This is a genomic window from Halorussus halobius (assembly GCF_004765805.1).
Taxonomy (GTDB): Archaea; Halobacteriota; Halobacteria; order Halobacteriales; family Haladaptataceae; genus Halorussus; species Halorussus halobius.
Window position 1 is genome coordinate 18,896 of record NZ_SBIU01000009.1, and the last position, 12,585, is coordinate 31,480.

A 12,585-nucleotide genomic window follows, 5' to 3' on the forward strand; every position below is an offset into this window, starting at 1 on the left:
ACTATGGCTACGACCAGTGACCCGTCGGTCTCATTCGAGGAGACCGACACTCGACATGACGAGATGCACAGTACCATCGAAGCGTGGATCGACGAGCTCGTCGACCACGTTGACGATGCGCAGGCGAGCGAGGAGTTCCAGGAGTGGCTCGACGTCCAGAGTCGCTTCCACGACTATTCCCATCGAAACACGCTCCTCATCAATCTCCAGTGTCCCGAGGCGACGAAGGTCGCCGGCTACAACACCTGGCGGAATGAGTTCGACCGGCACGTCCAGGAGGGCGAACAGGCCATCTGGATTTGGGCCCCGATCATCACCAAGCAGTGTCCCGAGTGCGAGAACTCGCCTAGCTACCATGAACAAAGCGACTGTGAGTACGACGAGACATCGCCTGACGAGTGGTCGAAAGGGCTTGTCGGCTTCAAGCCAACTGCTGTCTTCGACGTGTCTCAGACCGAGGGTGAGCCGCTTCCTGAGCTGGAGACTGAGGCGACTGGCGACGCCGACGACCTAGTACCCGCACTCGAGGATGCAGCCGCTGAGATCGACGTGACGGTCCGCATCGTCGACGCTGTCGACTGGGAGCATGGCGACGCCAAGGGCGTCTGCAAATACCGGAGTAAGCGTGATCTCCAACCAGTCGTCGAGGCGAAAGCCCGTACGAATCAGGCTGATCTCGCCGTGACACTCATCCACGAGTACGCTCACGCGCTCCTCCACGCAGACGTCACCGACGAGACCGAGCGGGCGAAACGCGAGGTTGAGGCCGAGGCAGTCGCCTACATCGTCGGGCGGTATTTCGAACTGGATACGAGCGGGTCCGCGTTCTACCTGGCCGCGTGGCAGGACGACGACGCAGACGCAGTTCAAGAACGGCTTGGTCGAATCGGATCGACTGCGAAGGAACTCATCGAAACCGTCGATGGGTAACGAGTCTGTGTCTCTCCGGCAGACGAAGTAGCGGAGGTATCCGCGCTGGCGCGTTTCAGGAGTTGTTTTTTCCGCCGACGAAGAGTGGCGGCGTGACCGAGTTCGTCACGCCGGACAGACCCAGACCAATCCATGTCCGGACGAAATGAGACAAGCGAGACTGAAGAGATGGATCGAGACGAACACGAACGAGATGGATTAGCCGCCGATGGCGGCGTTGTTGCTGCCACCTCCACGACCACGACTCCCGGAGGAGATTTGCAGCAGCCGTCGATTAGCGATGAAGACCACCAGGAAGACAGCCAACCCCGTACCGAGCGCGCTCGAACTGAGGAGATGGACGTCTCATTGCTCAGGAAAGGTGGTGTGTACGAGGTGCAGTCGGCGTCGGGGAACACCTACGAGGTCGACGTCGCGAGCAAGACGTGTACGTGTCCAGACTTCACGAAGCGCCGGCCGAGCGGTGGCTGTAAGCATCTACGGCGGGTCGACATCGAGATTCGGAGCGGAACCGCCCCACGTCCTGATGGACGGCTTCCGGCGACTGGAGACGTGACGGAGCAGCTTTCGGAGCGGATTCTCGAACTAGAGCAGGAAATCGACGAACGAGAAGCCCGGCGGAGGGAACTCGAAGCAACAGTAGCGGTTCTCGAAGAGCTCTCGATTCGATAAATACCCAGGTTAACCAACAGCACTAAGATTCCAGTGCCAGTGTTGGTTAACACGCCGTAATCCATGTCTTTCTCGTCACCAACCCCACCGCAAGAAATCCCCGACGACGTCGTGGAGATGCTCAATGAGCAATCACCGGAGGTGCTCCAGCATATCGCCCAGTACGCCGAGGGGCTCGCCGAACATCGCGAACGCGAAGCCCGACTAGCCGAACAGGACGAGGAAGAACAGATCGAGGAGCGACCGGAGGATCTTCCGGACGACGTCCCCTCGAAGGCTACAATCACGATCAAGGAGATCAACGACAACCGCTACTACTACTGGCAGTGGCGGGAAGGCGAGAAGGTGCGCTCGCAGTACAAAGGACCGGTCAGTCCAGACGATTAGCTAACTTGGTTCTCTCGAGAACAACCCCCCTAATTCGAAGTGAGCTTGTTCACTTCTCAGAAGATTTGACACCCCTGATTCGGAATGAGCTTCAGCAGAAGGGTTCTAGGTAGAATGAACCCTCATGATGCTTAATCAAATCTCGTAGGTGCCGTTGTGAAGTTCTGAAAGCCGTTCATCACTCTCTACAACTGCCTTCATCACTACATCTTTGTCCTTGATAAGCTGGTGTTCCAGATAGACACCCTGTTTGTGTCCGCCACCGACCTGATGTGACTCAGAAATCCCCATTAGCGCGAGCGTGCTGAGAATTTGGCTCACTCGATCATATGAGAGAGGATCAGCACCGACGTCGCCACAGGTCGTCTCGTATTGACTGTAGATACCAGAGGTGCGGAAGCGGCGATTATTCGAGCCAGTCAAGCGACCGAGAGTGTAGAGAACGAGTTTAGACTGGGGTGAGGTGCTCTCGATCGTCTCCTTGACTCGATTGACCTCTGCTCGCTTGACTGCTTTGTCGACATGTTCTGGACTAACGACCTCTGCATCGGCGTCGTCAGCGATATCACCAGCAATCCGCAAAACATCGACTGCCTTTCTCGCATCACCGTGTTCATCCGCCGACCGGTCGGCAGTCTCGGTTATGACGCCGTCTTGAACGACACCATCATGGAACGCGTCTCGTCGATACTCCAGGATCTGTTCGATCTGATCGCTTTGGTATGGTTCAAAGACGAAGTCCGTTGTCCGCATCGAACTCTGAACGCGTGCGTTGAGTTTTTGTCCAAAATCGATGTCGTTGCTGATAGCAATGATTCCGATATAGGCGTCGGTGTGACCAGCTTCTCGAGCCCGCGAGAGTTCATGGAGGAGGCCCTCAGCGTTATCAACCATGTCGATTTCGTCAAGGATGACAATGAGCCCATCGTAGTACTCGTCGATGATGTCGTAGGCGTAATCGTAGTACTCGGCGGAACCTAAACCGATACGAGGGATATCTATATCAGAATCAGATTTGTCGCTTAGCGCACGAGCGATTGTTCGGGCTACTCGTGTTTCGGTATTATTCTTCTTGCACTCAACGTAGACGCTAGCAGCGGGAACGTTACGTGCCGTGGCAGTATCAACGAGACGGTCGGACACGTGTCGGCTGACAAGTGATTTTCCAGTTCCGGTTTCCCCATAAATGACGACGTGGTTTGGTTGTGATTCGTGAATGAGATGTCGGATTTCTCCAGCAACCGATTGGATTTCCGTGTCACGACCGACGATGCGATCAGGGCCAGGAACTGTTCCAATTGAGAGTAAATCCCGATCTGCCCAGATATGAGTTGAAGAACCGTCTTCATCGCCCTCCCGAACGAACAACGGGTCATTTGCCGGATCGTTCGAGTCTTGTCGTTGGATTTCCTCCGAGGTCGACGAGATTTCAGAAGCAGAACTGCCCTCCCTGTTTGTATCGAAATCATCCAGCTGTTGGTCCGCGATAGACGAGTCACCTCCACCATCTGGTTCCTCGTTGTCTGTCATAGATTCATCCTGGGAAGGAACCTACTTAGTCGTTACCCCCCTGGTTCGGAATGAGATTCGTTGGATATCGGTGCTAAACAGCGGAAGATCGATAGGTGGCACCGCCATACCCGATGATACCCGATTCAGAGTGAGGTGTCGTTCAAATCTGCGTCTCCTGATGACCTCACCCTCCTAATTCGGAGTGAGCTATTTCCTAGAACGAGAGGATTGCCAGCAGCTCAAATGATCAGCGGGTTCAGATCAACCCCCCTCGTTCGGAATGAGGTAGTACGAGTTGGTCCATCAGCCAAGAATCGGGAATGCTAAAGAGACCCCCCTGATTCGGAGTGAGCTGTTCCCCGAACTAATGGACGATATTGATGCCAGCTTAAACAGGATGGATGGAGATTGGAGTTGGAGGGACACACCCCCCTGATTCGGAATGAGATCCCGTAAGACTGACCGTATGGGCGCGATCTTCCATCAACCAACTAGGCGGTTCTTAACTAGGACGAGCCATTCTCTCCAAACCGCAAGATAGCGTAGACTTCGAAGGATCACTTGTCTAGTTACTACCCTAGCTTTATTACCTAGTTACGCTAAGAGCCCACTAAGTAGAATACGGCACTAGTTATAAGTATTCGTGAATACGCCTAACACTGGAAGTACAGCTATTCTATCCTTTGAATCGAAGCAGTAGACCATACGTCGAGGGCGTATACCCAACGAATCCATTACTGCAACCTTCTCATCGGGTGGAAACTCAGCTTCTAATCAGGTGGTATGGAGGGTATAATCTCATTCCGAACGAGGGGGGTGTGTGGTTCCAGCTGTATCTTGTTGCAACCGCAGGGTCAGAACGAGGTGATCTTAGTCGTTCGTGTCTTTGCTAACCTTCGTCGGATATCCGACCGATCCCATCCCAAGGGTGAGATAATACTCTCGACAGCTCGGACCAGCTGCGTCTCATAGTACGATGGATCATACTGGTCCGTCTCTTCGTGAGCAAGGGCGACACGTTCTCGTGATGCCTTCTCGTCGTCGACGACCACGTACTCGACATCTTGACCGGGATGGACAGCGAGATCCTGGTCCCGAGCACGCTCGAGTGCCGCCACGTTCTGGGTGTACTGCGTGTACGCCTCGACAGGCTTGGAAACACGGTTCCGTTCGACGAGTCGGTCGGAATCGACATCGCCAGCGTGAAGCTCCGAAATCGCCCGTTCCAAGCGATTAATTACCACATCCGGAGATTGCGTTTGACCGAGAATCTCGAGACAGTCGCGCTGGACGTCTTCGATGAATCCGGGCGTCGATCGTTGCCGGGCTTCGATGCCGCGTATCTTGAACTCGTCCTTGCCCGCAACCTTCCCGAAATATTTCGTCAGCGCGCCGGCGTCGCTCTCGCGCTGTGGCACGAACGCTACCCACTCGTACTCGGCTTCATATTCGAGACGGATATCGACGGTGTCCGTAATCTCGGCGGCCAACGTCTCCAGTGATCCTCGTTCGTCGTCGCTGACGTCCGGGTCGGGCGTCACCCAGATCGAGTCGACGATCCCGTGAACGACGCGCCATCCGCCCGCTTCCAACCGCTGTTTCGCGATGAGCAGGATCTCCCGAGCGAACGCGTTAATTGCTTCGTGGCACTCGATTCGGCCGAATTTCGCGTTACTGAATCCCTGATACCCAAAGCACGCGACGAGAATCCACTTTAGCGCGGCCGACCGCCCCTCGAGTTCGTCGAGACAGTCTTGGTCGGGGTTCTCCCGCTGTTCTTCGCGACGGATTGCGGTCTTGATCTCGTCGCGCGCATCGATGATTGGCTGGAGGACGTCGACGAGGTAGCCGCGGTCGTCACAGATCGCGTAGCCGAGGCCGGGCACATCGTCGCGGTCGCTGTGGCAGTCACACCGGATGACATCGGGCGAGACGTTCCGCGTGCAGATGATATTCGGATAGAGACTCGAAAAGTCGAGTTCGTGGACGTCCTCGTGGAGGCCGACTTCGGGCGCGAAGATGAAGCCACCGCGGTCAGCGTCGTGAAGCGTGGTCATCGGCTTGTAGAACTCGTGTCGCCAGGAGTTCCATGGCGTCAGCACACCGCGCTTGTGTGCTTCACAGATCTGGATGGCAGTGAGGACGTTCCCAATCGACGCCCACGCGAGTTCCTGGATTGGCTTTTTCGACCGAGTGACGAGGTCGAGGATGCCGTCGAGGTTCGTCTCACCGAAGAAGAACGCGTTCGACTCATCGATGATAGCCCGTCCCGGCACGTTGTAGCGGGCAGGGGAGTGTCCCACCCGGCCGTAACTCGAATACGTCGACCGACCGGCGAGCTGCTGGTAGTCGACGTTGGGCCACCGACTCAGCGTGAAGCCGTCGACGCCGGCGTCGCGAGCCATCGCGTAGAGCGTCGGGATGATCTCGCTCGTCGAGCACACAAGGACATCCGGGTCGCGTACGTCGAGCGCGTCCTGCACAGCAGCGAGGAGTTCCTCCGGCGGGCCCGTGACGGTCTCGCCGTCGACGCCGAGTTCGGTGTAGGTTTTACTGTTCGTCTCGGTCACCGGGATACTGAGGTGGAGCGTCGACAGCTCGTTCGCCGGCGTCGGATTGACGTTGTTCTCCAGACAGTAGCGGAACTCCCGCGAGAAGTCTACGTTGAAACAGGCGATATCGCCGATGGGGTATTCGGAGAGTTGGCGCGTCTGGCGGGCGAGCGCCGTCACCCGGTCGATGTGTGAAACGTCGACGGCAAGGACCCGCTCCAGGTCACGACGAAATCCAGGGTGTCGGTCGACGTACTCGGTCGCGACGACGTCCGGATGGCGCTCGTAGAACGCCTGAAGTCCAGAGAGATCGACGTCAGTCTCTGGCGAGCGAGCGGCGACATGGAACCGCGGTGTGTAGTCCCGGCGCTCAGTGGCCACGGCGCCGTCGGTCGTCGCTTCCCATTCGAGGACGCGGTCGTCGAGGAAGTCGATTTTGAACGGCATCGGTATCAGTCGTCAGCTGGCTGTGGCTTGTCGTCCATTTCGTCGTGCTGCTTTCGTAGCGCCTCGATTGCATCCTCGATATCGTCGAGGCGCTCGTCATGTGCGTCGAGGCGTGACTCCTGTTCGAGATCGACGCTGAGAAGCGACGGAAGCATGGGGTTCTGGTGGTTCAACAATCCGCTCGCGTCGGCGTGCTCGCGGGCGTACGTGAACAGCTGGTCGAACCGAGGTTGGTCGCGGCGCCGGAGCGCACGGCGATACTCTCCCCACCGCTCTTCGATAGCGCGAAGCGCATCCCGGAACGTCGGATTCGTCCGCCCCACCGTCACCGACCTCCTGTGTTGGCCCACGCGTCAAGTAGTGGGTTCGTGGTGAGTGTCGTACTCGTGCCGTCGGCCATGACGCCGGTCCCGATATCGGTAGTTCCGCCGGAATCTCCTGGGGTAGGGGGTGACGCCGGCTGGAGGCCCACCTGGTCGGCACGGGCAGTGAGCATCTTCCGCCAGTACGCGAATGTGGTCTGGTAGTACGCGCCGCCGTCGACGGGATAGACGAGTGTCTCGAACTCGTCGCCAACGAAACGTGGCCCCATCCGCGTCTGTTCACACTCCAGATGATGATCGGCGGTCGTTTCGATCGGCGCCGTGAACTCGTTGGCAGTCGTGCGCGTGACGAGGACGGGGACATCGTAGCCCCGTGCATAGGTACTGAGACGAGCGAGAGCTCGCGCCTGGAGCGTCTGCGCGTGTTCTTCCCCCAGGGTATCGTCGTCCCAGTACTGGGCATCGAGCGCCGGGACAACGATGAGCGACGGCGTGTGTGGCGAGGTCTCCTGCTCGTGGCTCTGCCGTTCTCGGTGCGTTGCTACAGCGTCCGCGGCCGTGGCTTGCTGGACGTGCTGGTTGACGGCGTCGGGCAGGTCACAGAGCGCGCCGTAGTGCTGGTAGGCGGTGAAGCCGCGGGCGACGTGAATCCGGTCGAGTAAGCGCTGGCTGGGCGTGAGGCGGGCGAGTGAGGTGGTTGTCGCGTGGCCGTGGGCGTCGATCCAGAAGGCCGGTCCGTCGCTCAGCAGGAGGTGGTCGAGCACAAGCGACTGGAGAATGGGGACGCCACGCCCTCCCTCGATATCGAGGAGCGTGATGCCGTTATCGAGTGAGGGAAACAAGAACTCGTCAGGCGGCTGGTCGGCCGTCCCGGTGAGTGACTGCTGATTGCGGTCTGCGCCACGCGTCGGCTGGTTCACCGCCAGCTCGCTCTTCGTTGATCGCGACCTCGATGGAGATCCCTCGGACATACCTCACTAGACGGAGAAGTGTCCGATAAGGCGTGGCGTGTCGTTTCCACGTTTCATAGAACGATAGAGCTGGTAGTCTAAACGGCGTGCAGTATTCGGGTTATAGTTCTCTGAACCCACGTTTCCGGGTTGTTTCAAGAATACGCTGGCTGACGGGGCGGAAAAGGGTCAACCACACAGATTTATAACTCGACTGCGAATGTGATTCTCTATGCGGAATGTGAGCTTGGACGTCGATGACCGACGTCTTGACGACGTAATTACTCAGGTCGGGAAAGGAAAATACCGCATTCCAGAGTTCCAGCGAGAATTCGTTTGGGACCGAACCGACGTCGTCGATCTCTTCGACAGTATCTACAAGAGTTACCCCATTGGGAGTTTCTTCTTCTGGCGAGTCCCGCACGATATGTGGGACTTCTTCCGAGATGTCGACGAACTCCAGCAGCCCTCACTTGAAGAAATCCAGCGGTCCGAATTCCCCGAAATCAGTTTCGTGCTTGACGGCCAACAACGGCTAACCTCGCTCTACGTTACGCTCAACGGAATGAAATATGCGGACACGGACTACAGCCGCATCGTCTTTGACCTTGACGAAGAGACGTTCAAAGTTGCAGAAGGCAAAGCCGACCACCTTGTACGAGTCTGTGACATCTGGGACGACAAACGGGAGGTTCGCGACGAGTTAGAGGGCGATCGATATGAGGCGTTCACTGATTGCAACGATGCGCTGACGAAATACGAACTCCCGCTTATCATCGTCAAGACGAACGAAGTTGAGAGCGTCATAAACATCTTCGAGCGGATCAATCAGAAAGGGACGCGACTCAGCCGCTTCGATATAGTTAACGCCAACATCTGGTCAAGGGATTTCAATCTTCGTAGCCGCATCGACGAGGATATTTTCGAGCACTTAGACCAGATCGGGTTCGGGGAGATTGACAGAGGTACCGTGACCCAGACCCTGGCTCTCAACATTGATGGAACGTGCAGCACGGACGCTCAGAAGAATCTCGATCCCGATGATGTCAGAGAGAACTGGGAGGATACCAAGGAGGCTATGATCTCCGCGATTGGCTATCTCAGAAAACAACACGGAGTGAAACGGTCCGAGTTCATTCCGTACGAAGGAATGATTCCTGTGCTCGCATATTATATGTATGAGACAGATCGCAGGAATGTCGATCCAGACCACCAGGAACAGATAGACCGCTGGTTCTGGCGGGTCGCTCTCTCGGGTCGGTACAGCAGTTCTGCACAGACCAGAATGACTGAAGATAGCAAACTGGTCGACAGGATCATCGCAGGAGAAGATGTTGAAATCAACTTCACGCCGCAGATTAGCACAGAACGCCTCAAAACAACCAATATCAAGCGGTCCACTTCAGGCCTCAGGAATGCATTCCTCTGTCTCCTTGCACGGAACCGACCTCTTCACTTCGAGGACGGATCAGAAATTGACCTGACGGAAAACGAGTACGCTGACTTCCGTCTCAACAAGCATCACATCTTTCCGAACGCCTATCTGCGGGGGTTAGACTACTCGAAAAAGGAACGGAAGAGCATTATGGACATTACCTTCATTCCTGCCGAGCTTAACCGCCGTCTCTCGGACACCTCCGCAAAAGAGTACTTTGGAAGACTCGCAAATGATGTAAATGAGTTTGAGCGAATCATGGATTCGCACCTTATCCCCCATGACGAGGACTCGGGTATCTGGGACAACGATTATGATACGTTCCAGGAACAGAGGGCGGAACTCGTGTACTCCGAATTCATGGAACTGATCGGGGAGTATTCCGCTCTCGAATCTGATCTCCGAAATGACCCACAGAGCGCCGTCAAAGAGACGGAGGTATTGGTTCGAGACTTCATTGACAGAGAACTCGCTCTAGCAAGCGATGGAGGCACGTTCTGGGGTGAAGTCCCGAACGATGTGAACTCGAACGTTCAGCGGCGTATTAGCGAGGAGCAAGACAGTAATCCCGAGTTCACTGTTGACTCTGATCGAGACAAACTTGACTTCTGTAACGTGATGGACTACGCAAAGATCATCAACGCTCGCTGGGACGTTTTCGGGGATTATCTACCATCGAAATCAGCGGTTCAAACCCGGTTTGAGGACTTCGCAGAATTCCGCAACGCCCTCGCTCATCACCGAGAAATCGATCGATTCACCGAAATGGATGGGCAGGTCGCCATCGAATGGATAAACAGCTGCATTACCGAAGAGTACTGAACCACCTTCGGTTAGGGGCCGGAGAAACGCTCTCCAGTATTCCGGTTCTGACTCTCGGAACGTACCGTCTAGAAGTGGTTCAGGAACTGAATTTAGGTACACGGCAGCCACCTATGTTAACCAACACGCCGTAGGACAACTCCTAACTGTTGGTTAATACTGTTGAACGACTCCCCTGTTCTCGTTCTACGTCGCACAGCTACCATACTTTGATGCTCACTCTCCTCGAGAAGAGAGATATGTGTGGGCGAAACGCGCTGTTCGTCACCCAGGAAGACCTCGAGAAGCATTTCGGAGCGGAGGTCGTCACGGACGGCGGGTACGCCCCGAGATACAATATCGCCCCTGGAGAGCAGCTGGACGTCATCACCAACCGGGCCGCTGCCGAGATCGACCAGTATCATTGGGGCCTCCTCCCGTCGTGGGCGGACGATCCCGGAGAGGGGATTATCAACGCTCGCTCTGAAACTGCAGCCGAGAAACGATCCTTCCGCGATGCCTGGGACTCGCGGCCCTGTCTCGTTCTCTCGTCGGGGTTCTACGAGTGGCAGAAGCGGGACAGCGGGCCCAAGCAACCTTATCGAATCTACCGCGAGGACGCCCCGGCGTTCGCGATGGCCGGCCTCTGGGAGGTCTGGGAAGGGGAGGAATCAGCCATCCCGTGCGTGACTATCCTGACGACCGAACCGAACGATCTGATGCAACCAATTCACGACCGGATGCCGGTTGTCCTCCCCGACGGCGACGAGGAGACATGGCTCACTGCTAGCCCGGACGAACGCGAGGAATTGTGCCAGCCCTATCCGGAGGAGGACTTGACTGCGTACGAAGTTTCGACGCGGGTCAACAATTCAGGGAATGACGACGCCACAGTAATCGAACCCCTGGATCACGAGCAATCGGGACTCGACGAATTTAGCTCGAGATGACCGATACTGATTTTCGGATAGAATGTCTCCTGAGCAGGTTCATTTCGAAGGAAAACTGTACCAGCTTCGTCAACCAATGCTGGCTATAGTCTCGTCATTACCTCTAATCAGAGCTGGCTGATCCCACTTCTAGATTTATTGCAATTCTGCCTCTCGTCTTTCTGCTCAACTGGTTCTGTCCACCAACGGTTGAACTGTCTATCTAAAGTCTGAGTAACACGCATAGGGAGCTCGGAGATGATCGAGACGTTCGTATCTAACGAGTTGAAAGACGTCCCCAGTATCCAACTCCGGCTTTTTTCGGTGATAATGAACCGGTCGTGAAGCGGAGTTAGCTTCGGACCGCCATTCTGGTCCATAATCCTTAGAATCTCTACGGTTTGTCCCTGATTCTTGTACCTGGTCAATTCGCTTTCCAACTGCGATGCATTTCGTAATACCGAAGTTATGAACCAGACATCGATATCAGAATCTAGACTGTCTACGAAGTCCGTCAGACCGTCGACATCCAGATACGGGTCAACCACCTTTACGGTTGAAGAAACATCTCTTTGAATACTGTCAAGTGCCCTATCCGCAACGGCACTCTCTGCCTCAGTTATCCACCCCCTTGACGTAGTCCCGCCTCCGAAATCAATTTTCCTTTTATCCCAAATCTGCTCCCCAGCTACTATAGTGGGATGCCCACTGAGGTCTGATTCTGGATACAGTTCGGGCGGATCTTCATCGGAGCTAGAATCACTTTGGCCAGTGCCACCGATGGTGATATCGGTGACTACTCTACGAGCCACGGAGAAATCCTGCTGATTTACAGTTTCTCCATTGATTAGGACTTTGATGAGTTCTTCACTTGATCCATTTGCCTGCTCAACCTCGCAAAAACCAGTGCTTTCGTCGCCACCATACGAAATCACGACTTTTCGCGCTCCTTCACCGCCACCAGAATCCTCCTCAAATTCAATAGAGTCCTGCCATAGAAGCTCTCCGTATTCCCTTCGTTCCAATACCACAGCAACGTCTTCCCGACTTACGAGGTCGGCGTTCAGGTCTACTCTCCACTGATTGTCGAACTCAGCGTCGACTCGGAAGTCCTCAAACTGGATAACCAAGCTTCCCCAGTAGTCGTGATACCGAGTCAAATCAACGCCAATCTCCTCTTCAACTATCTCATGGGCCTTCGCCTGCTGGTCGTCTGAGAGTTCTGGAATCTCATCTTCCCTCACCCAGTGCTCAAACTGTAAAGCCGGTCGCGTCGAACCCCATTGTAGATCATCATTCGGGTATACACGCTCCATCCTCACATCGCCCTGAAGCTGATCAATAACCTGCTCGTCATCGGGTGTACTTCGCTCCAGCGTCGACTCAAACCGATCGACTCTATCAGTTGGATCTACCGGAATCAGTGTTAATAGATCGCTTAGGGGGACAGGATCGACCGCCACGAAACAATCTTGACGCACTTCATGGACCGTTTCATCCAAAGATTGTGTCGTCCCAAGAGCAAAATATACTCTCCAGTCACCATCAACCTCTGCCCACACTTGGAGCATAGACCCCTCAGCGCTATCCTCCACACATTCATCGATCCAACTTTCAGCAATTCCGCGCATAGAGGATAGATTAAAA

Annotated in this window: 10 protein-coding genes; 5 read left to right on the top strand and 5 right to left on the bottom strand. The window is 55.5% G+C overall.

What is annotated here, in order from left to right; all coding sequences use genetic code 11:
• Positions 1-3 precede the first annotated feature (3 nt).
• The 3 genes from EPL03_RS18970 (at position 4) to EPL03_RS18980 (ending at position 1,989) form a co-directional block, all read left to right on the top strand.
• Positions 4-930, top strand: coding sequence for an ArdC-like ssDNA-binding domain-containing protein (locus EPL03_RS18970; RefSeq protein WP_135823171.1), 927 nt, complete (start codon positions 4-6; stop codon positions 928-930).
• A gap of 168 nt (positions 931-1,098) precedes the next feature.
• Entirely contained in the window at positions 1,099-1,602 is a 504-nt protein-coding gene (locus tag EPL03_RS18975; protein ID WP_012289560.1) for a hypothetical protein, read from the top strand.
• Between the two features lie 63 nt (positions 1,603-1,665).
• A complete protein-coding gene (locus EPL03_RS18980) occupies positions 1,666-1,989 on the top strand; it encodes a hypothetical protein (protein ID WP_012289559.1) in 324 nt (107 codons plus the stop codon).
• A 135-nt stretch (positions 1,990-2,124) separates the two neighbouring features.
• Here EPL03_RS18980 and EPL03_RS18985 read toward each other — a convergent pair whose 3' ends face one another.
• The 4 genes from EPL03_RS18985 to EPL03_RS19000 all read right to left on the bottom strand — a co-directional run bounded on the left by EPL03_RS18985 (position 2,125) and on the right by EPL03_RS19000 (position 7,794).
• Complete coding sequence (locus EPL03_RS18985) at positions 2,125-3,519, bottom strand: Cdc6/Cdc18 family protein (protein ID WP_012289558.1); 1,395 nt, start codon at positions 3,517-3,519, stop codon at positions 2,125-2,127.
• 836 nt (positions 3,520-4,355) lie between these two features.
• Positions 4,356-6,500 carry a type B DNA-directed DNA polymerase gene (locus EPL03_RS18990; RefSeq protein WP_012289557.1) on the bottom strand — a complete coding sequence of 715 codons (2,145 nt, stop codon included), beginning with the start codon at positions 6,498-6,500 and terminating at the stop codon, positions 4,356-4,358.
• Between the two features lie 5 nt (positions 6,501-6,505).
• Positions 6,506-6,823: a hypothetical protein gene (locus tag EPL03_RS18995; protein WP_049892647.1), complete on the bottom strand. Its 318-nt coding sequence runs from the start codon at positions 6,821-6,823 to the stop codon at positions 6,506-6,508.
• A gap of 2 nt (positions 6,824-6,825) precedes the next feature.
• A complete protein-coding gene (locus EPL03_RS19000; protein ID WP_012289555.1) occupies positions 6,826-7,794 on the bottom strand; it encodes a hypothetical protein in 969 nt (322 codons plus the stop codon).
• A 211-nt stretch (positions 7,795-8,005) separates the two neighbouring features.
• On the opposite strand from EPL03_RS19000, the gene EPL03_RS19005 reads away from it, so the two are divergent.
• The gene (locus tag EPL03_RS19005; RefSeq protein WP_135830694.1) at positions 8,006-10,030 is read left to right on the top strand and encodes a GmrSD restriction endonuclease domain-containing protein; all 2,025 of its coding nucleotides are present in this window, start codon (positions 8,006-8,008) and stop codon (positions 10,028-10,030) included.
• A 239-nt stretch (positions 10,031-10,269) separates the two neighbouring features.
• Complete coding sequence (locus tag EPL03_RS19010; protein ID WP_012289554.1) at positions 10,270-10,959, top strand: SOS response-associated peptidase; 690 nt, start codon at positions 10,270-10,272, stop codon at positions 10,957-10,959.
• A 107-nt stretch (positions 10,960-11,066) separates the two neighbouring features.
• Here EPL03_RS19010 and EPL03_RS20555 read toward each other — a convergent pair whose 3' ends face one another.
• Positions 11,067-12,569, bottom strand: a complete 1,503-nt coding sequence (locus tag EPL03_RS20555) for a hypothetical protein (RefSeq protein ID WP_012289553.1) — start codon at positions 12,567-12,569, stop codon at positions 11,067-11,069.
• Positions 12,570-12,585: the final 16 nt, after the last annotated feature.